The 20,456-nt window shown below is 58.0% G+C and carries 21 protein-coding genes; 8 read left to right on the top strand and 13 right to left on the bottom strand.

All coding sequences use genetic code 11. From position 1 onward, the window contains the following. Window positions 1-236: 236 nt before the first annotated feature. Entirely contained in the window at window positions 237-2,342 is a 2,106-nt protein-coding gene (locus G439_RS0102260) for an NAD(+) synthase (protein WP_022867565.1), read from the top strand. 6 nt (window positions 2,343-2,348) lie between these two features. Continuing rightward, complete coding sequence (locus tag G439_RS10810; protein WP_022867564.1) at window positions 2,349-2,735, top strand: hypothetical protein; 387 nt, start codon at window positions 2,349-2,351, stop codon at window positions 2,733-2,735. A gap of 39 nt (window positions 2,736-2,774) precedes the next feature. Here the strand turns inward: G439_RS10810 and G439_RS0102250 are convergent, their stop codons facing one another. The 6 genes from G439_RS0102250 to G439_RS0102225 all read right to left on the bottom strand — a co-directional run bounded on the left by G439_RS0102250 (window position 2,775) and on the right by G439_RS0102225 (window position 8,053). Then, complete coding sequence (locus G439_RS0102250) at window positions 2,775-3,257, bottom strand: DUF456 domain-containing protein (protein ID WP_022867563.1); 483 nt, start codon at window positions 3,255-3,257, stop codon at window positions 2,775-2,777. A gap of 3 nt (window positions 3,258-3,260) precedes the next feature. Next, complete coding sequence (locus G439_RS0102245; RefSeq protein WP_022867562.1) at window positions 3,261-3,632, bottom strand: cupin domain-containing protein; 372 nt, start codon at window positions 3,630-3,632, stop codon at window positions 3,261-3,263. 160 nt (window positions 3,633-3,792) lie between these two features. Next, window positions 3,793-5,472 (bottom strand): phospho-sugar mutase, encoded by a 1,680-nt coding sequence (locus G439_RS0102240; RefSeq protein WP_022867561.1) that lies wholly within the window; start codon window positions 5,470-5,472, stop codon window positions 3,793-3,795. A gap of 1 nt (window position 5,473) precedes the next feature. Further along, entirely contained in the window at window positions 5,474-6,127 is a 654-nt protein-coding gene (deoC, locus tag G439_RS0102235) for a deoxyribose-phosphate aldolase (RefSeq protein ID WP_022867560.1), read from the bottom strand. A gap of 10 nt (window positions 6,128-6,137) precedes the next feature. Continuing rightward, complete coding sequence (deoD, locus tag G439_RS0102230) at window positions 6,138-6,845, bottom strand: purine-nucleoside phosphorylase (protein ID WP_022867559.1); 708 nt, start codon at window positions 6,843-6,845, stop codon at window positions 6,138-6,140. A 77-nt stretch (window positions 6,846-6,922) separates the two neighbouring features. Continuing rightward, window positions 6,923-8,053 carry a GuaB3 family IMP dehydrogenase-related protein gene (locus tag G439_RS0102225; RefSeq protein WP_022867558.1) on the bottom strand — a complete coding sequence of 377 codons (1,131 nt, stop codon included), beginning with the start codon at window positions 8,051-8,053 and terminating at the stop codon, window positions 6,923-6,925. Between the two features lie 102 nt (window positions 8,054-8,155). On the opposite strand from G439_RS0102225, the gene G439_RS0102220 reads away from it, so the two are divergent. Continuing rightward, the gene (locus G439_RS0102220) at window positions 8,156-8,872 is read left to right on the top strand and encodes an exonuclease domain-containing protein (RefSeq protein ID WP_022867557.1); all 717 of its coding nucleotides are present in this window, start codon (window positions 8,156-8,158) and stop codon (window positions 8,870-8,872) included. 2 nt (window positions 8,873-8,874) lie between these two features. Here the strand turns inward: G439_RS0102220 and G439_RS0102215 are convergent, their stop codons facing one another. The 4 genes from G439_RS0102215 to G439_RS0102200 all read right to left on the bottom strand — a co-directional run bounded on the left by G439_RS0102215 (window position 8,875) and on the right by G439_RS0102200 (window position 13,532). Next, window positions 8,875-9,564, bottom strand: a complete 690-nt coding sequence (locus G439_RS0102215; protein WP_022867556.1) for a transaldolase family protein — start codon at window positions 9,562-9,564, stop codon at window positions 8,875-8,877. Between the two features lie 124 nt (window positions 9,565-9,688). After that, the gene (guaB, locus tag G439_RS0102210; RefSeq protein ID WP_022867555.1) at window positions 9,689-11,209 is read right to left on the bottom strand and encodes an IMP dehydrogenase; all 1,521 of its coding nucleotides are present in this window, start codon (window positions 11,207-11,209) and stop codon (window positions 9,689-9,691) included. 62 nt (window positions 11,210-11,271) lie between these two features. Further along, a complete protein-coding gene (locus G439_RS0102205) occupies window positions 11,272-12,531 on the bottom strand; it encodes an AGE family epimerase/isomerase (protein ID WP_022867554.1) in 1,260 nt (419 codons plus the stop codon). Window positions 12,532-12,599: 68 nt separating this feature from the next. Further along, window positions 12,600-13,532 (bottom strand): MerR family transcriptional regulator, encoded by a 933-nt coding sequence (locus G439_RS0102200; protein ID WP_022867553.1) that lies wholly within the window; start codon window positions 13,530-13,532, stop codon window positions 12,600-12,602. 319 nt (window positions 13,533-13,851) lie between these two features. Here G439_RS0102200 and G439_RS0102195 point away from each other — a divergent pair, with 319 nt between their 5' ends. From G439_RS0102195 to G439_RS0102185, 3 genes are all read left to right on the top strand, one after another. Then, window positions 13,852-14,151 carry a WhiB family transcriptional regulator gene (locus G439_RS0102195; protein ID WP_022867552.1) on the top strand — a complete coding sequence of 100 codons (300 nt, stop codon included), beginning with the start codon at window positions 13,852-13,854 and terminating at the stop codon, window positions 14,149-14,151. A 224-nt stretch (window positions 14,152-14,375) separates the two neighbouring features. Continuing rightward, window positions 14,376-15,131, top strand: a complete 756-nt coding sequence (locus tag G439_RS10805; protein WP_243442532.1) for a DsbA family protein — start codon at window positions 14,376-14,378, stop codon at window positions 15,129-15,131. After that, window positions 15,128-15,955 (top strand): cytochrome c biogenesis CcdA family protein, encoded by an 828-nt coding sequence (locus G439_RS0102185; protein ID WP_022867550.1) that lies wholly within the window; start codon window positions 15,128-15,130, stop codon window positions 15,953-15,955. Before G439_RS10805 ends, G439_RS0102185 begins: the two co-directional genes overlap by 4 nt. A gap of 86 nt (window positions 15,956-16,041) precedes the next feature. Here G439_RS0102185 and groES read toward each other — a convergent pair whose 3' ends face one another. Next, a complete protein-coding gene (gene groES, locus G439_RS0102180) occupies window positions 16,042-16,338 on the bottom strand; it encodes a co-chaperone GroES (protein ID WP_022867549.1) in 297 nt (98 codons plus the stop codon). 202 nt (window positions 16,339-16,540) lie between these two features. Between groES and G439_RS0102175 the strand changes: the two genes are divergently transcribed. Both G439_RS0102175 and G439_RS10800 read left to right on the top strand, forming a co-directional pair. Further along, window positions 16,541-17,764, top strand: a complete 1,224-nt coding sequence (locus tag G439_RS0102175; RefSeq protein ID WP_026459294.1) for a THUMP-like domain-containing protein — start codon at window positions 16,541-16,543, stop codon at window positions 17,762-17,764. 55 nt (window positions 17,765-17,819) lie between these two features. Beyond that, on the top strand, window positions 17,820-19,019 hold the full coding sequence (locus tag G439_RS10800; protein WP_022867547.1) for a glutamate--cysteine ligase: 1,200 nt from the start codon (window positions 17,820-17,822) through the stop codon (window positions 19,017-19,019). Here G439_RS10800 and tsaD read toward each other — a convergent pair. Next, window positions 18,973-20,043 (bottom strand): tRNA (adenosine(37)-N6)-threonylcarbamoyltransferase complex transferase subunit TsaD, encoded by a 1,071-nt coding sequence (gene tsaD, locus G439_RS0102165; RefSeq protein WP_022867546.1) that lies wholly within the window; start codon window positions 20,041-20,043, stop codon window positions 18,973-18,975. The genes G439_RS10800 and tsaD overlap by 47 nt on opposite strands. Window positions 20,044-20,082: 39 nt before the next feature. After that, window positions 20,083-20,337, bottom strand: coding sequence for a hypothetical protein (locus tag G439_RS0102160; RefSeq protein WP_022867545.1), 255 nt, complete (start codon window positions 20,335-20,337; stop codon window positions 20,083-20,085). Window positions 20,338-20,456: the final 119 nt, after the last annotated feature.

Raw genomic sequence — 20,456 nt, 5'->3', positions numbered from 1 at the left:
GATCCATTGATCCGCGTCGACGCCTGTCCGTATACCAGCAGGCATCGGCGCGGATCAGTGGGGTTGGAAGCATAACGCTGGGTTTCGGCGTCGCGCCGCTCACGAGGCCGCGTCCTCGTTCCAACAACGAGGCCGAGCACGGACCTAAGCCGACGTCTAGTACCCAATGACCATGGGGCAGGCGATTCCCGTATGATCCAAAGCGGACATTGAGGAAGCCACCGAGGAGGCAACCAGTGAATTTCCACTCGCTCTATGACCAGGGTTTCGCCCGCGTCGCCGCGGCCACCGTACCCGTACGCCCAGCCCGCCCTCTGGTCAACGCCGACGAGATCATCTCCGTGGCAAAAGAAGCAGCTGAGAATGGTGCCGCTCTAGTGGTTTTTCCAGAGTTGAGCATCAGCGGCTATTCCATTGACGACATCCTGTTATCCGATGTCCTGCTGGACCAAGTTGACGCCGCGTTAGCTCGAATCGTTGACGCATCTAAAGATCTTCTTCCCGTCCTCCTTGTTGGCGCTCCCGTTAAAGTTGGCGCACGCCTGTACAACTGCGCCGTCGCCATTCACCGAGGCGATGTGCTCGGTGTCATTCCCAAACGGAATCTGGCGAACTACGGGGAGTTCTACGAACACCGTCATTTTGCGGTCCCCGACGCCTCCACGCCCAGCATCATTAACGTGTCCACATGGCAGGGCGAAGACGACTTCTACGCGCCATTTGGCCCACTACTCATCGAAGCCACAGACCTGCCAGGCTTCGTTGTGAGTGCTGAAATCTGCGAAGACCTGTGGGTCCCCGTCTCCCCAGCTTCGGCCGCAGCCCTAGCTGGAGCAACGGTGATCGCCAACCTCTCGGCCTCGCCTATCACAGTGGGACGCGCGGACGATCGTCGCATGAACGTGCGCGCAGCTTCGGCTCGCCTCAACGCCGCCTACGTATACACGGCTGCCGGCGAAGGCGAGTCTTCTACAGATCTGGCCTGGGATGGGCAAACCATGATTTACGAGGCCGGAGACCTCCTGGCCGAAGGCGAACGTTTCGTCAGTGGCGGCCGCGTCATCACCTACGCCGACGTCGACCTGGATCGCCTGGCCAGCGAACGCAAACGACAGGGGTCCTTCGCTGACAATGTGCCAACACCCATGGCCGATGAGCATTCACCGTTCGGGCTTTTCCACCATCCCGTTGAAATCACCCTTGAGCCGCCGCGCATCGACCTGGGGCTCATGCGCGTCGTTGACCGTTTCCCCTTCGTTCCTGACGATGCGGCCAAGCTCGACCAAGACTGCTACGAGGCCTACTCGATTCAAGTCTCAGGGTTAGTCCAACGCCTACGCGCGATTGGCAATCCAAAGATTGTCATTGGTATCTCCGGCGGTTTGGACTCCACGCACGCCCTCGTTGTAGCCGCGCGCGCCATGGACCTACTGGGCCGGCCTCGCACTGACATCCTGGCGTACACACTGCCCGGCTTTGCCACCAGCGCACACACCAAGAACAACGCCACTGAGTTGTGCAGGCTGCTGGGCACCTCCTTCGAAGAAATCGACATCACCCCCGCTGCTCGCCAGATGCTCGCCGACATTGGTCACCCTTACGGCGAGGGCGAAGCCTCCTACGATGTGACCTTTGAAAACGTTCAAGCTGGACTGCGCACCGACTACCTGTTCAGGATCGCCAACCACAATGGTGGCATCGTTTTGGGCACCGGCGACCTGTCAGAACTCGCTTTAGGATGGTGCACCTTCGGGGTGGGCGACCATATGGCCCACTACGGAGTGAACGCGGGTGTTCCCAAGACGATGATCCAGCATCTGATCCGCTGGGTGGCAGACACCGAACAATTCGAGCCCGCGGTATCTGAGGTTTTACGTTCAATTTTGTCCACTGAGATCTCGCCGGAGTTGGTGCCGGCCAAGCCGGGAGAAAAGATGCAGTCCACGCAGGATAAGATCGGCCCGTACAACCTGCAGGACTTCAACCTCTTCTACATGCTGCGCCGCGGCTATCGGCCCTCCAAGATTGCCTTCCTCGCGCATCATGCGTGGTCAGATATTGAGGCAGGCGCGTGGCCAGCATCCTTCCCTCAAGATGAAAAGGCGGCGTACACGCTCGAAGAGATCATCAAGTGGGAAAAACTCTTCCTGTGGCGGTTCTTCTCCCAGCAATTCAAGCGTTCCACTCTGCCCAATGGCCCCAAGGTCATGGCCGGAGGCTCATTGTCGCCACGTGGTGACTGGAGGATGCCTTCTGATATTTCGGCCGACGACTGGGTCGCAGAACTCGAAGCGACCGTCGCAGATATTGTCGATGCACCCAACTCCACTGAAGGGAACTGACGCCCGATGCCCGAATACCTCCAGAATCTCAATCTGCTCGGCCTTGTCGGTGCAATCCTCTTCCTAGTAATAGCCGCAATTTTGGGAACCACCGCCTACGAATCGAATATCGGGACCCTCAAATTCGGTTCACGGTGGGGTTTTAAGAAGGATGAGGTCAAAGAGTCCCAGGACGCCTGGAATACGGCGCATAAAGCTGCCTGGCCTTTCCTGGCAATGGCCGGTGTTCTCAGCCTCTTTCACGGAATTGGTTGCCTGGCTGTGGCAGTGGCCATGGGACAAGACAGTCACCGTATGATCCAGGTCCTGCTGATAACGGGACTGATCGTCACCATCGCCTTGTATCTGCTGGCTCAGCGGGTTGCCCTCAATTCTTTGGAGCAGCGGCGCTAAACCGCCCCTGCCCGGGCTTACTGAGGTGCGGGACGTCATTTAGACGAAGAACAGGCCGATACCCCAGGCTGTGGCCGCTGTCAGTGCTGCAATTAACTCGATGATGACGGTCAAGCCAATGGCAGCCAAAGCAGTTTTGGTTGACGCCCACGCTTCCTGCCCGGATCGGGTGCGGTGGTATTCAGCGGCGTAGGTTCCCCCGACGATGCCCACTACAAATCCGAGGGGCAGCCCTACGATCCATCCGATGACGCCACCAACAATTGCTGCGACAAAGGTGGTCTTGGGAATCCCCGAGGCCACCAGGCGTTTGCCGGGCACCACATATTTGAGGACCATCGCCACAGCCAAGACAACTGCCGCGATTGCGAAAACAATCCAGGCTGCGGTGTTATTCCACATGATCGCCCAGATGAGAATTGCAGCACCGATAATGATGCCCGAGGGCAAGATCTGGATAACGGCTCCCACCACGCCAACAGCGATGGCCAGACCTACCAGGAAGGTTCCAAAAGGTTCCACGAATCAGGCCTTCGGGCGTTCACGCTGATCGAGCATGTACAGAGCCATCTTTGACGGTTCCAGGGCTTTAACGGCGTGAGGCAGACGGGTTCCAAAATGAACGACGTCGCCTGGCTTGAGAATGACTGTGCGCCCATCAGCTGTGATTTCTAGGCTGCCTTCAAGGGTTTGGACAATGACCGGCATGGCAGCGGTGTGTTCGCTCAGCAATTCGCCGGTATCGAAGCTAAAGAGCACTAGGCGCATGCCCTGGGCGTGCATGACGGTACGCGAAACGGTGGCGCCCTCGTTGACCTGGATCATTGACGCAATGTTGGAAAGCTCCGTCATGATGGGAGTAGTGGCTTCGGTATTCGAATCATTGCTCAAAGTCATGTTCGCCCTTCCTCAAGGCCCGTGGCGGCCGGTAGCCGCATCCTGGGGACATGCTATCTGGCCTGGCCGTCTCCTTCCTGCCAAGCTTGCCCTCCCCGCGAGGGACGCCCAAATCTTCCCCGAGGGACGCCGTCTCCTTCCTGACAAAGCCGAACTGAGTTCACATCCCAATGATCTCGGCGAACTCTACCTTAATAGCATCGAGCCTTTTACGAGCAGCCTCCCACGGCACCTCTTGGTTGGCGGGCACCGGAAGGATAATTTCTATGTAGCACTTGAGTTTTGGCTCTGTACCGGAAGGGCGTGCAATGACTCGATCGCCAGCCTGAGTGAGAACGAGGAGGCCGTCGGTGGGTTCAAGCCCCTCCCAACCATCATTCAAGTCAACGACTGTTGAGACGGGCGAACCAGCCAAGCTGGTGGGAGGCTGGGAGCGCAGACGCCGCATACCTTGGGCAATCTGTTCGGGGTTATTCACCCGGAAGGTGAGCGGCGATGTGGCGTATAAACCGTAGGTGCGTGCAATGCGCTCAAGCTCGCTAACGCCCGAGCTGCCCTCGGCTTTGAGCTGCGCGAAGAGGGTGGCAGCTAGCAAGGCTGCGGTGATGCCATCCTTGTCTCGCGTGTACGGCGGATCGCAGCAATATCCGATGGCTTCTTCGTATCCGAAGTGGAGTCCTGGTGTGCGGGCAATCCATTTGAAGCCGGTGAGGGTGTGCCGGTATCCCAAGCCGTGGCCTATTGCAATACGTTCCAGGAGACGGCTCGAAACAATAGAGTTTGCCAGCACAGCCCCCTTGGGAGCATTCGACGCCACATACTCACCAAGGATTGCACCGAATTCGTCGCCGCTAAGTTGACGCCATGCGCTGTCTTCGTCGGGATCTGGGATTACGAGGGCGCACCGGTCAGCATCCGGGTCGACGGCAATAATGAGGTCACTGCCTTGTTGGCTGGCGTGAGCCATGGCCAGGTCGAGAGCTCCAGGTTCCTCTGGGTTGGGGAATGCGACGGTCGGGAAGTCTGGATCCGGCTCGGCCTGCTGCGCCACCAGTGACACATTCGAGAAGCCTGTTTCGCGCAGCACTCGTGTGACGAGGGCGCCTCCCACCCCGTGCATGGGAGTAACAGTAATATTCAGGTTATCTTTTCCAGCGGAATTGGGTGCGAGGGCGAGGGCTCGGGCAACGTAGGCTTCAGTGGGGTCAACCTGTTCAATGAGATCATCGGACAGAGGAATTTGATCTGCCGGCGGCGCCGCCGCAATGTGCCCGGCGATGAGCGCGTCGTGAGGGGGCACGATCTGAACGCCCTGTCCTGAGTCAGTTACTACGGTGCCGCCCAAGTAGACCTTATAGCCGTTGTCTTGAGCCGGGTTGTGTGAAGCGGTGATCATAATGCCCGCATCGGCATCAAAGTGGCGCATCGAGAAAGCAACCAGCGGAGTTGGCTGAGCCAGAGGGAGCATGAGGGGCCGGCAACCCGCAGCCGACAAAACTCCTGCAGCTGCTTGGGCGAACTGAGCTGAACTATGTCGAGCATCGCATCCGACGATAACCTGAGGATGACGCCCGGCAGCCTCTTTAAGATAGGCGGCCAATCCCGCTGTCGCTCGAATAACGACGGCAAGATTCATCCTGGATTCGCCTGGACCCATCGCCCCCCGAAGGCCAGCAGTGCCAAACTCAAGGGGGCCGGCCATAGCCGCTTCCAGTTCATCTGCTGCAGCACGGTCGCCGTCCTCGGCTTTCTTGATTGTGGTAAGCAAAAGGTTCTTGGTCGCTGGATCTGGGTCATGCTCGGCCCATAGACGAGCTTGCTCGGTTAACGCAGCCGCCATGTCAGCCCTCAATCCCTTCGAGGATTGCCAATGTGGATGAAATTCCCAGGCGATTGGCTCCGGCTTCGATCATCGCCAATGCAGTTTGGGCGTCACGAATTCCACCCGAGGCTTTCACTCCTAGGCGCTCACCCACGGTTGCGCGCATAAGAGCCACCGCATGCACGCTGGCTCCACCTGCCGGGTGGAATCCCGTCGAGGTCTTGACGAAGTCTGCTCCCGCTGCCTCGGAGGCCTGGCATGCCATGACAATTTCTTCGTCGGTCAACGTTGCCGATTCAATAATGACTTTGAGGAGACCAGGCGCAGGGATGGCGTCGCGTACGGCTCGGATTTCGGCTTCCAGGTCTTCGCGGCGTCCTTCTTTGACGAGGGCGATGTTGATGACCATGTCCACTTCGTCAGCTCCATCAGCAACGGCTTGCGCGGCCTCGGCGGCTTTGATCGAGGGGTGGACCGCGCCAGAAGGAAAACCGACAACGCAGGCAACTTTGAGGCCCGCAGGAACCTCGAGAGGCAACATCGAAGGCGAGACACAGACGGAGAAGGTACCGATTGTGGCAGCTTCGTCGACGATTCTGGCAACGTCGCGCGCGGTGGCTTCAGGTTTGAGGATGGTGTGGTCGATCATCCGGGCAACATCATTCTTCTTCACAGTGATTCCTTCAGATTTTCGCCAGGGGTAGTGCTAGTTCCATCATCTGGGTGAATGCAGTCTGACGTTCATGGGCAGAGGCTGCTTCACCGGTGACAAGTGAGTCAGAGACCGTAAAGATTCCCAATGCTTCAACACCTGCGTGAGCGGCAGTCGCATACAGTCCAGCCGCTTCCATTTCAACGGCCAAGACACCCATTTTCTGCCATTTTTCATTGAAGCTCTCGTCAGCGTGGTAGAAGGTGTCTGAGGACAAGACGTTGCCCACATGTGTAGCGATATTGGAGGTTTTGGCCAGTTCCCTAACGGCTTCAATGAGCCGGAAGGAGGCAATAGGCGCGTAATTTCCAGGGATCCCATATTGGTCGACGAAAGATGAGTTAGAACAAGCTGCCTGCCCGATGATGATGTCGTAGAGATTGACGTCAGGCTGCAAAGATCCGCACGATCCAATGCGAACGAGTTTTTTACAACCAAAAACGTGGATGAGTTCCCATGCGTACAGTGAGATCGAGGGGATCCCCATTCCTGACCCCATGATGGAAACGGGGACGCCCTCGTAAGTACCAGTGAAACCGAGCATGTTTCGTACAGAGTTGAATTGCTGAACGTCTTCAAGGTAGTTCTGAGCAACGAAGGCAGCACGTAAAGGATCCCCCGGCAAAAGGATTGTCTCGGCAATGGGGGCCTGCGGGTCAATATGCGGTGTCGACTTCATCTGTCCTCCGTGTCATGGCCGTTGTGTTGGCGAGGGCAAGCTCAGCGTTCCTGCACCGTCTTTTGGTAGCGGGACCGTCAGTTCTCGCTAGGTGAATAGGGACTAACCACCACTTGAACCTTCTGCAAATCCTTGACTTCACTGAATCCCGTGCTTGCCATGGTGCGCTTGAGCGCCCCCACAAAGTTCAGTGAACCGTCGGCCCGTGTGGACGGGCCGTACAGGATTTCTTCGAGGCTTCCCGACGTTCCCACATGCACGCGCCTGCCTCGCGGCAGATCGGGTCGAGTAGCCTCAGACCCCCAATGCCACCCCAACCCAGGGGCCTCCTTGGCCCGAGCGAGAGCAGCACCGAGCATCACTGCGTCAGCGCCGCAGGCAATCGCTCGGGTCAGATCTCCTGAACGCCCAATACCGCCGTCAGCGATGACATGAACGTAGCGTCCACCAGACTCATCCATGTAGTCTCGGCGCGCCGCGGCCACATCTGCAATCGCAGTTGCCATAGGAGCGTGGACACCCAATGATCTGCGCGTCGAGTGGGCAGCTCCCCCACCGAATCCCACCAGGACGCCCGCGGCTCCGGTGCGCATCAAGTGCAGCGCTGCCGTGTCGGTACATACTCCACCGACGATGACGGGGACGTCGAGTTCGTAGATGAAACGCTTGAGATTGAGGGGTTCTGCACGAGAGGACACGTGTTCAGCCGACACAACTGACCCGCGAATGACGAAGAGGTCCACGCCGGCATCGACAACAGTTCGCCAATACTGCTGGGTGCGTTGAGGAGAGAGTTTTCCAGCGACGATCACCCCGGCCTCGCGAATTTGCTGGAGGCGTGCGGTGATGAGCGATGGTTGAATGGGTGCAGAATACAGCTGCTGCAATCTGGCGATAGATTCTTCCTCACCAAGGTGGGCAATTTCAGCCAGGATGGGTTCAGGATCTTCGTAGCGCGTCCATAAACCATCGAGGTCAAGGACACCGATTCCACCAAGTTTGCCAAAGTGAATGGCTGTTTCGGGACTCATGACCGAGTCCATAGGGGCTGCCATAATGGGGATCTGCGCATGATAGGCGTCAATCTGCCACCCCACGTTGACGTCCTCAGGATCACGCGTACGTCGGGCTGGAAGTAACGCGATGTCATCCAGGCTGTAGGCGCGGCGTCCGCGTTTTCCTCGTCCGATTTCCACTTCGTCACTCATGTTCTGATCCTATCGGCGCCGGAACTTTCCATCATAACAACCGTGCCGAGTCCGAAGATGAGGGCGCTTCGGTGCACACTTAAGACACCTGAAGGAGGAACAATGACTTGGTCCAGTGACCCGTGGATGGGTTTTGATACCGAAACCACCGGAGTTGATCCCCAAGAGGACCGGCTCGTCACCGCCGCCCTCGTGCTTCGCATTGGAGGCGCCCAGCCCTCCCGACCGGATCAGGAACACACGTGGTTAGCTGATCCCGGTGTGGAGATCCCACAGAAGGCCTCCGATGTTCACGGGATTACGACCGAGCACGCGCGCACGCACGGACGCCCAGTTGAGGAAGTGCTCGAAGAACTCGCTTCCAGCCTGGTCGAACATTGGCGCAGAGGCTATCCCGTGGTTGCCTTTAACGCCCCCTATGACATCACGCTGGTCGATCGTGAGCTTGAACGCCACGGTCTGCCCACCTTCGATCAGCGCCTGGGCGTCGATCCCATGCTCGTCATTGATCCGTTGACGCTTGACCGTGCTCTTGATCGATTCCGTCGTGGTAAGAAAACCTTGGTCGATATGGCTCCCGTCTACGGAGTCAGCGCTTCCCCGGATGCACACACGGCAGAAGTTGATGTGGCAATGACGCTGGATGTGCTGGCGGGCATGGCGGCAAAGTTCCCTGAGCTCGCCGCCAAAACCACACGCGAACTTCACCAATACCAGGTGGAAGAACACGCAAAGTGGGCAAGAAACTTTGCTGACTACCTACGTTCTAAGGGGCGGGAAGCCAACATTGATCCCAGTTGGCCAATCCACAACCGCTGAACTTACGCCTCGTTAATGAGGTCCAACCAGGTGCGCTTTTCGCCAATAAGATTGCCGAAGTCCCGGTTCTGGTCGGCGATCGCCGCGTCAGTTGCTGGATTCTTAATAAGGGCTTCAAGGACGTCAGGAGCAGCGGTGACAGCCGAGACACCCTGGCGGATAAGTTCAATGACCTGCTCGGAATTCTTAAAAGACGCTGCCAATACGTCGGATTCAAATTCATAGGTCTTGAGCATCCGGTGAATCTCGGAGGCAACGCGCACACCGTCAATACCGTAGTTATCCATACGATTGACGTAGGGCGCCACGTAGCAGGCTCCGGCTTTGGCTGCCATAAAACCTTGCATGGACGAGTGAATACCCGTGGCGGTGACTTTCATTCCCTCCTGCACAATGCGAGGGATAGCTTTGAAGCCTTCGCGAGTCACAGGAAGTTTGATGTAGAGATTGCCGCGGATCGCAGAGCGCAAAGCCTTGGCTTCAGCAACCATGGCTTCGTGATGCTGGGACACGATCTGCACGTGCAGCTGCGCGTCTTGAGGAATGGCATCGCGAATCCGCTTGAGCAATTCCAACGGCTCTTGCCCTTCGCGATACAAGATCGTCGGATTTGTCGTCACTCCGTCGATCGGCAGGTATTCCTGAACCTTTTCGATCTCTTGAACATTCGCGTGGTCGATGAGAATGAGCATGCCTACTCCCCTATCGCAGGTGAAGGAATTGATTCCACTGAAGCTGAGTTTAGTCGTAGACCACAGTCAAAAGTGGGACCCCCGTCACCGTTGGGCGACGGGGGTCCGACTCAGGCAGTCAAAATTACTGACCTTTTGAGCTGTGATAGTTCGGAGCTTCCGAAGTCATCTGCACATCATGAGGATGCGATTCGCGCAGTCCCGCCGAGGTGATACGCACAAAGCGACCATTGGCCTTGACCTGCTCAATAGTGGAGGCGCCCAGATAGAACATGGTCTGGTGAAGGCCGCCGACAAGCTGGTAGATAACCGAAGCAAGAGAACCCGTGTATGGCACTTGGCCTTCGATTCCTTCAGGCACGATCTTGTCATCTGAGGTCACGTCGGCTTGGAAGTAACGGTCCTTGGAGTAGGACTTACGCCCACGCGAACTCATCGCTCCCAGGGAGCCCATACCGCGGTAGCGCTTGTACTGCTTACCGTTGGTGAAGACGACCTCGCCGGGTGACTCTTCACAGCCTGCCAACAAAGAGCCGAGCATGACAGTGTCGGCACCCGCCACAAGGGCCTTGCCAATATCACCGGAGTACTGCAACCCACCGTCGGCGATCAGCGGAACCCCCGCAGGCTTGCACGCCTGGGCCGCCAAGTGAATGGCTGTGATCTGGGGGACACCTACGCCTGCTACAACGCGCGTAGTGCAGATAGAACCAGGTCCAACACCAACCTTGACGGCATCGACACCAGCATCAATGAGGGCCTGCGCCCCCTCGGTGGTGGCGACATTACCGCCGATAATCTGGATTCCATCGAATGCGGGATCCGCTTTGATGCGGCGGATCATGTCCAGAGCGAGGGCGGCCCCGCCGTTAGCAGTATCAACGACGAGGACATCAACGCCGGCCTCGGCCAGCGCGGTTGCACGCTCCCAGGTATCGCCCCAGTAGCCGACGGCAGCGCCGACAACGAGGCGGCCTCGGTCGTCCTTTGTGGCGTTGGGGTATTTCTCGGTCTTGACAAAGTCCTTAACGGTGATGAGACCTGTGAGTCGGTCATTGTCATCAACGATGGGGAGCTTTTCGACGCGGTGTTGAGCGAGCAGCGATTTGGCTTCCTCACGTGAAACGCCGACGCTGCCCACAATGAGGCGATCACGCGGAGTCATGCAGTCAGTAACGCGCAGTGTGGCCCACTGATCTTCAGGGACAAAACGCAGGTCGCGGTTGGTGATAATGCCCATGAGCTTGCCGTCCTCGTCTACCACGGGCAGGCCAGAGACGCGGTAGTGGCCACACAACTCATCAAGCTGTTCGATAGTTGCATCCGGGCCGACGGTCACAGGGTCTTCAACCATGCCTGATTCAGAACGCTTCACCTGGCGAACCTGGTGTGCTTGCTCTTCGATCGACAGATTGCGATGCAGGATGCCAATTCCACCCTGACGAGCCATAGCGATGGCCATGCGCGCTTCGGTGACTGTATCCATCGCTGCCGACAGCAGAGGAATACGTAGAGAAATTTTCTTAGTCAACCGCGAGGTGGTATCCACGGTTGAGGGGACAACGTCGGTTAGCTCAGGGAGCAAGAGAACGTCGTCGTAGGTCAGTCCGGTCAGGCCAAAAGGATCAGTCGAAATGTCTCCCATGGGAAGAGTCTAGGGCGCAGATCAACAGACAGACCCGCCAGATAAAGCACTGGTGGGATGTCTCACGGACAACGTACAAGGCTGGCTGCAAATCCAACACCCGGTCGAGTACGCGCCATCAGCAGCATTTGAATGACGTGATAGGCGTCGGGGCGGCCCGGCCAGATAACAGTTGACCGGCCTCCTTCTTCAGCCAATTCGTGTATCCAATGCCCTGGCGCATCATGTAAATACTCGTCAGCCCACGACAGCCAGGTGGCAAAGTCGTGTGCACAACTCAATGCCTGTTCGCTGTTTCCATCCGCAAGTTCGTGTCGTCCCATCGCCAGCGCCGCACAGATCGCCTCACACGCAACCCAGTGCATGCGCAGACGCAGAACCGGGCGGCCGTCGTAGTCGGTGGTATATACGAATCCTGCAACTCCGTCCTCGGCCCATCCATCTTTGGATGCTCGTTCGTAGAGATCCTTGGCGGCCTGGCTCATCCACGCCCCCGGCTTTTCTCCAATATTTTCAAGGGCCGCGTGAGCAGCGAGGAGAAGGCGGGAGCATTCGAAGGCGTGCCCAGGGGTCACCCCGTATGGGCGGAAGGGATCTGCGGGACGGTCCGCGTTGAGCTCGGGGGTTGGGAGCCATTTGTCGTCGAAGTGTTCAACGAGGCGGCCACCGCCACGTGAGTTCAGTTCGCTGATCCACCGTAGGATTGCTCGCGCTCGGTCGAGCCACACCCTGTCTCCGGTTGTTTCCCAGGCAGCGAGGTAAGCCTCTACCGTGTGCATATTCGCATTCATGCCCCGATAGGTGGAGTACCGTGAAAAGTCGACATTCGCGCTATCGCGGACTCGCCCCCACGATGGGTCCCACCAGTGTTCTTCCTGGTCATTGAGGGCATCATGAAGAAGATTCCTCGCGCCGTCGTGTCCTGCCTGCGCGGCCGCAGAGGCAGCAAGAACAACGAAAGCGTGAGCGTAGGCTTCTTTCCTGGCTTTCGGCACGGGAGCGGCCTCGTCATCAGAATACGGAACGATTGCGCTATACCACCCACCGTTGACTTCGTCGCGGAAGGGACCGGACAGGGCTTTCAAACCATGATCGACTAACTCACGTGCTCCGCCAATTCCTAAGAGTTCAGCAAGGGAGAACACATAGGTCATGCGGGCAGTGATCCACAGTTCAATGGGTTGGCCCAGATCAATGCGCCCGTCAGCGAGGAGGGAGCCAAAACCAATACGAGCTCGCGACTGCCCAGCGAAAGTTACCAGGGCTTCGATTTCTTCGTCGAATGACGTAATGAGCGCAGGATCATCCCAAGGCATATCCATGAGTCGGCCTCCCACCTGCGTCTTCGCCTTCAGCGGTCAGGCTTCACGGTACCATTAGAGCCAGTTTTTCAGTGGGTTAGAGCACTAGGGATTTCATCATCGGGTGCCAGTTGTGCGATGACTTCTTCAACACACGCGCCCGCAGTACGTACTCTCGTCACCCGATTGTCGAGTACCTGAGGCGTATCAGCACCGACCAGCACGACGTCGATGTCGTAAGAGTCAGTCAGCCCGCTGACAAATTGGGAACACGATGCTCCGGTTCCCATAACGATTGCCAGGCTGGCCCCGTTAGCTTGTACGTGTCGACTGAAACGCTCGAGTCCTGAAACACCTTGGAGGCCTTCAGTCCGCAGAATTTTAATCTGCATTCCGTACCAAGCGAGTGCAACGCCGACGACTTGGGCGGGCAAAGAATGCGACATATCCGTCATGATGACAATGTTGGGCACGGGGCTGAGCGTCGAGGGCGGGCGCTGTTCGTAGATTTCACGGAGCACGTTCATGAGCGCACATGTCAACACCGAGGACGGGCCCGCGGCAGGAATCTCTCCGTCTTCGTCTGCTCGCAAAGTTTCCATCGCTGGCGCCACGAGTCGGGTCCACGTGTGGACAAGACCGTAGTCTGCGACTGCCGACTCAAGACACTCGGCCACTCGTTCGATGTTTGTTGCCCTCGCCACCTTGGCGAGGTCGGATGTGCACTTCGGGGGAACGCTTTGATTCTTGTGGTCCACCGCTGGGACGTGTCCTGCCAGAACCACCGCGGCAGCTGCGGCTGCGCTGGCTCCGGTGCGCATGAGCTCAACCATGCGCGTCAGACGAGCGACATCCTCGGGCAGGTAGCGGCGTCGAGTACCGGCTTGTCGATGGCCGGGTCCAAGGCCATATCGCCGTTCCCAAGTGCGCAAAGTGGATGCGGATACACCAAGCTTTTCGGATACTGCGCTGACGGTGAGGGGCACCTGCGGCACCGTTGTGACCAGATGGGCTCTGGGCATGTTTCCTCCCTCGTCGTCTCGCTCGCCTCAAGCAGGGGTTGCGCGAGCCTGTCTCCTAGATTCTCAGTCGTTGAGCACAGGTCCGCCACTTGAAACGCAAGCCGCGATCGTTTGAGCGCGATCCCTCAGGCTCTCGCGCACTTTTTCTTCAAAGCAACAGCCCCGAATGTTCAGTGTTTTCACAGATTGAAGAAGGTTTCTGGGAATTTGCTTGCAATTTTTGGAACGGTCTTGAATAAGTTGTGCACAATTCGATAGTGTTACCTCGCTGCACTCGTCAGGAAGTTCCCAAACAGAGCAGCAGGATAGAGAGGCACCGATGACCGACGTTTCCCGACTCCCCGGGCCCATGATCGACGCGTGGGATTGGCAGTACGACGGCGCCTGCCGCGACCTCGATACAGAGCTTTTCTTCCATCCCGAGGGCGAGCGCGGTTCAACCCGCCGTCGCAGAGCAGCAAACGCCAAAGCTATCTGCGCAACGTGTCCAGTCATCGATCAGTGTCGCGAGTACGCACTAGCGGCTCAGGAACCCTATGGAATCTGGGGCGGCATGACCGAAGAGGAACGGCGCGAACACGTGCGCAGCGCACGTAACTCGTCACGCCGCGCCTCGTAACCTCCCCATAACAACCAAAGCAACAGGTGGCGTCGCACTCACTGTGCGACGCCACTTCTGCGCCCGTGGCACACTTGGGGACGATCAATTGACGACAGGAACGACCTATGACCACCACGCCGCCTTCACAGCCATCTCGCGACGTACCCCCTTCGGACACGCCAGCAGTTAACACAGCCTCTCAAACGTTCACCGCGAAACGTTCCTCTCTGACAGGAATTCTCGTGGCGATTATTGCGGTACTAGTTCTGGCCATTGGGTTCCTCGTCGCAGACCGTGGACGACTCCAGGCTGAATTGCTCGCAGCCCAGTCGGCGTCAACTCCTGCAACGCAACAAACGTCTGAGTCTGAGCAAGCTGCACCCGCCGGCGGCACTGCATCTCAGGCCACCGACGACCCGGAGGTCCTCAATCTCATTCGTGAGCAGATTCGCCGCGATCCTTCCGATGGTCAAGCAATGGGAGATGTCGACGCAAAGGTCGTCATGGTTCTGTACTCGGATTTTTCTTGTCCGGTATGCACGCACTTTGCTCATAATGTCGGCCCTGAGCTGACCGATCTGGTCGAAGATGGCACATTACGCATCGAATGGCGCGACCTCGCCCAAATTACACAGACCTCACCCCTAGCTGCCCAAGCCGGCATCGCCGCTGCAGAGCAAGGTAAGTTCTGGGAGTTCCACGACATCGTCTACGCAGCCGCCGATCCTAACGACCACCCCGAATACACCAACGAACTGCTGATGACCTACGCGCAACAGGCGCAGATTCCCGATCTGGACAAATTCCAGGCAACAATGACTTCACAGCAGACCGTCACCAGGGTTGAAGAATCCAAACAGTACGCCCACTCAATTGGCATCCAAGGCACCCCCTTCATGATCATTGGGGACGCAGTTATCTCCGGACTCACTCAGAACGCCGTAGCTGACATCCGTGCCACCATCATGGAGCAAGCTTCGAATCCGGACGCAGCATGACCACCATTGCTCCTATTGCGGCCCTACTGGGTGGAGTCCTGACCCTATTCGCTCCCTGCTCGGTGATGATTCTGCCCGCGTTCTTTGCGTACGCCTTCACGTCACGAACCACCCTACTAATGCGTACCGGCGTGTTCTGGCTGGGACTTGTCACAGTTTTGGTACCTCTGGGAATTGGAGCCGGATTCATCGGTTCTTTCCTGCACGACCACATGTTTACGTTGACCAGGATCGGCGCCCTACTCATTATCGTCTTGGGAGTTGTGCAGGTTTTCGCTATCGAAATGCCGAAGTTAAGACGTTCATCCAAGAGCACTGGTGGTGACCAGACAGATTCGGCAAGCCCCGCGGCCGTCTACCTCTTGGGGGCAACCTATGGTTTTGCGGGAGTGGGGTGCGCCGGTCCCGTTCTCGGTGCCGTTCTTCTTGCGGCTGGCATTGGAGGATCTGCTGTTGAGGGACTGGTCATGATGCTTCTGTACGCAACCGGTATGACCGTTCCACTATTCGTCCTAGCTCTGATTTGGCAATCAACCCAGGCCTCTGAGAGGGCCTGGTTACGGCCTCGTCCAGTCCGCTTCTTAGGTCGCGACACGACGTGGACGAATGTTGTTTCGGGAACTCTTTTCATTGTCATCGGTCTGGTGTTGGCCTTTGTTGGGCCTTCGAATCCCCTGGGTGCCCTCGTCGGCACCGAGACGCTGATTGCGTGGGAACAAAAGGCCCTTGAACTGGGCACCTACTTGCCGTGGTGGCTCGTCGCGCTCGCAGCCGCCCTAGCGGTATTGGCGATGTACCTCATGCGACCTCGCCGCAAAGACTAATGACGGTTGTTCTTACGAACACATAGAGCAGTGGCCCCGCCTCATTGGCGGGGCCACTGCTATCAGAAGGTGTTGCGAGGAACGCTTCAGCGCTCGACAACTGCGAGGACGTCGCGAGCCGACAGGATCTGGAATTCCTGGCCGTCGTACTTGACCTCGGTGCCACCGTAGCGGCTGTAGATCACGACGTCGCCGACCTTGACGTCGACGGGGACGCGGTTGCCATTGTCGTCGATGCGGCCGGGGCCCACGGCGATAACTTCGCCTTCCTGCGGCTTTTCCTTGGCTGTATCGGGGATAACCAGGCCGGAAGCAGTGGTCTTTTCTGCCTCGACCTGACGAAGGACGATGCGGTCCTCAAGGGGTTTGATGGAGATCGACACTGTCGTGCTCCCTTTCTTGTCAAAAGATGAACCGTCCCTGAATCCTGCCGTCGCGGGGGTCAGGATAGGGACCTGCTGGGCGGCTATGCACCGCTTCGTCAATGAGTCTAAGCGGGCTTTGGCACTCGAGCAAGCCGAGTGCCAAAGCCAAGATCAGCCCTGCGAGAACACGCCAGCGAACATGCCGTGCCACAATTTAGCTGTGGCCTCACACCTAACAGCGATCCTTGAATCCCCCGGCTGGGAACTCCTCCAAACTCTGGAAAAAGACCCGCGTCGCCGGCAAATGGATCCACTCGCCCTCGGACAGGCCCTTCGAGACGCAGGAATCCCCGGCGAACTAGCGGCAGCATTACTGGGCCAACTGGCACTGCGCGACCACGCCGAATCAAAGTTCGGCGAGTTCGCTCGTTCGATGGTTTTCACCCGCGATGGCCTCGAACAAGCAACCCGGATGATCGTTGCAGCACTGCACGCCCAGCGATTCAAAAATGGCGGTACCACCTACGTTGCAGACCTAGGGTGCGGCATCGGATCTGACTCTCTGGCCATTGCAGGTTTAGGCCTGCGCGTTCTGGCTATCGACATTGACAAGGACGCCGCAGCTGCAGCCGCCGCAAATTTGCGCGCCTTGCCCGACGCTCAAGTCGAACTTGGCGATGTCATGGACCTGACTATGAGCGAACTACGGCAACGAGGTATCGACGCTATCTTCGCTGATCCGGCGCGCAGAAGCACCGCAACGCGAGGATCAAAGCGCCTCATGGACCCAGAACAGTGGTCCCCTCCCCTCTCCCACGTTCTGTCGTGGCGCTCAGATATCGAAAGTATTGGGGTCAAACTTGCCCCCGGTATTGATCACCAACTCTTGCCCACAGATTGCCACGCCCAGTGGATCAGTATCGATGGCGAACTCGTCGAAGCCGCAGTGTGGACACCGCCTTTAAGCCCCGAAGGGCCTGGGCGCTCCGCCCTCGTGATCCGTAACGGGCAAGCCCACCTGCTTGCGGACAGCATTATCGATGCCGCCAACGCACCCAATCCTCAAGCAGTCACAGGCCCCATCGGGCGTTATGTGTCAGAGCCTGACAATGCTGTCATTAGATCGGGCGGTGTCGCCCACCTCGCAGAACTTCTAGGCGCTCACCTTCTGACCGAGAATATCGCCTACATGACCGGCGACAGCATCCCCGACTCGCCTTTCATACAGCGTTTCGAAGTTCTTGACGTTGTGCCACTGCGCTCCAAAGCAATTTCGGCGGCGCTTCGCAGCCATGACATCGGTGTTGTCGAAATAAAAAAACGAGGCGCCGATATTGACCCCGCTCAATTGCGGTCGAGTCTCAAACTGAACGGTCCCGAACATGGTGTTGTCATCTTGACTCGAATCGCGGGACGCCATCGCGCAATTATCGCCAAGAGATGAGACTTCACATAGGTCTTCTGAGCCCACGACAGGCCAGGAGACGGAAGGGGACGCCATGACCATGGGATTCGCGGCATCAGCCCGTTCAACCCTCGGGGTTGAGTGGGAACTTCAACTCGTTGACCAGGACTCAAACGACCTACGCCAAAGCGCCGATGCCGTCATTGAGCGCGCCACGGTGAACGGGAATTTACATCCCAACGTCCACCGCGAAATGTTGCTCAACACGGTCGAAGTCACTTCTGAGCCGCGCACCAAAGTCTCTGAGTGCATCAAAGACCTCACCGACACCATCGCTTTTCTTGAACCGATTACCGACTCCCTACGCATCGACCTTGCATCTGCTGGCACCCACCCTTTTGCTCGTCCAGCTCACCAACTTGTCACCGATTCACGTCGCTACGCCGAACTCGTCGAGAGAACCCAATACTGGGGACGCCAGATGCTGCTGTACGGGGTTCACGTCCACGTAGGAGTCGAGGACCGCGCCAAGGTACTACCTCTGCAATCAGCTATGACCACTCATCTAGGACATATGCAGGCGCTGGCCGCGGCCTCGCCTTTTTGGGCTGGCATCGACACCGGCTACGCATCGAACCGAGCTATGGTCTTCCAGCAGCTCCCCACCGCCGGTATTCCCCGCCAATTCGACACCTGGGAAGACTTGGAATCTTACGCGGAATCAATGATCACGGCAGGAATCGTGTCCGGCTTTGACGAAGTGCGCTGGGATATTCGCCCCTCCCCGGCCTTGGGCACCATTGAAGTCCGTGCTTTCGATGCTGCCACCAATATCTTCGAGGTCGAAGCTTTCGCAGCCCTGACCCATTGCCTCGTTGAATTTCTCTCCAGGCGCCTGGATGCGGGCGAGGAATTGGAATCTCTTCCAGACTGGTTTGTGGCAGAAAATAAGTGGCGGTCAGCCCGCTATGGTCTCGACGCGGATCTCATCGTCGATGCCCAAGGGGCCACCCAATGCGCACGAGACACCATTGGCGAACATGTTGCTAAGCTGGTGCCCGTCGCCCGTCACTTGGATTGCGAGCGCGAGTTGTCCAACGTTCTGACAATCCTCGAAGTCGGGGCCGCCTATGAACGCCAGCGGGCTGTGGCCGCGGCTTTTGACTCAGAAGAGGGCCTGGGAGCAGTGGTCAGCCATATGCGCGCCGAACACCGCGCGGGCCATCCCATTGAGGCTGAGGACTTCCTCAGTGGCTACCGCCCTTCCCACGGGGCAGCATCGACGTCTGAGTGAGAGGCATTGCCGAATCTGGGGAGAAGTCCCAGTCTGATGGCTCAACGCCTGCACGCACTAATTCTGATCCCAACGCAGCGATCTGCGCGCCGTTGTCGGTGCAGAAACGTAGAGGTGGCATGCGCACTGTGATTCCCGCAGCGTCGGCTCTCTGACTGAGCAGGCTGCGTAGCCTCGAGTTCGCACTAAATCCCCCGCCCACGACGATGGTGTCGCATCCCGTATCGAGGGCGGCACGAACAGCTTTTGAGGTGAGGGAATCGTTAATGGCTTCGGAGAAACCTGCGCACACATTCTCCGCATGAATGGTCTCACCACGTTCGTGCGCGCCCTCGACATAGCGAGCGACCGCAGTTTTGAGGCCGGAAAATGAGAAGTCGTATTTGTGGCGTTCTTTGTCTTTGCCTGCAGACAGTCCCCTGGGGAATCGGATGGCATCGCGGTCACCCGACTGAGAGAGGCGATCCACATGGGGGCCACCGGGGTAGGGCAAATCCAGGAGGCGTCCCACTTTGTCGAAGGCCTCGCCTGCCGCATCGTCGAGGGTGCCGCCGAGCTCGACAATATTCGTAGCAATGTCTTCGACGAGGAGGATATTGGAGTGTCCACCTGAAACAACAAGACCAATGAAAGGTTCGGGCAAAGGACCATCCGCGAGTTTGTCGACGGCAAGATGACCGATAACGTGATTCACGCCATACAGGGGTTTGTCCAAAGATGAGGCGAGAGCTTTGGCAGCGCAGATACCAACGGTCAGCGATCCAACGAGTCCGGGACCCGCAGCAACAGCAATGGCATCAACCTCATCAAGACTGACGCGTGCTTCATCTAGGGCCGCTTCTAGCGTGGGCAGAAAGGACTCAAGGTGAGCGCGTGAGGCAATCTCGGGGATGATCCCACCGTAGCGGGCGTATTGGTCCATCGAGGTGGCGGTTCGGTCAACCAGCAGCTCACAGCCGCGTACGAGGCCGATGCCGGTTTCGTCGCAGGTGGATTCGATTCCGAGGATGAGTGGTTCTTGCACGAGGGCCAGTCTAGGCCCACCGGCACGCCCCGGCGAATGTCAGTTCTCGTCCTCGTCAGCGGTTGGCTTGTGTTTGCTATTGGCGATGAGCATGCCGATGCCAGAAATTGCTAGAGCTCCCAGGGACCAGGGGAAGAGCGAGTCAGCCATGGGTTTGATGTCTGCGGGGCCGAAAATGACTCCGATGAGGAGAGCGAGTGAGATCAGACCGAAGATGACCATAGCTCCTATGCCGATGTGGGTGCCCGCCTTGTATGTACCGCTGTTGGTCGCGTCGAGCGTTTGATCGGTCATGGGTTTTCTCCTCTGAGGCAGTGTTCTTTCGTGATGGTACTCCCCCGCGCACGCAGCAAAAAACGGATGCGGTCACGTTGGCGCAATGGGGTGGCTGAAATGAGGCGAGGCCCCGACCG

It is taken from the genome of Schaalia vaccimaxillae DSM 15804, from assembly GCF_000420425.1.
GTDB classification, from domain to species: Bacteria; Actinomycetota; Actinomycetes; order Actinomycetales; family Actinomycetaceae; genus Pauljensenia; species Pauljensenia vaccimaxillae.
The sequence above is the reverse complement of the archived record's forward strand: the minus strand, read 5'-3'. Positions and strand labels throughout refer to the sequence as shown.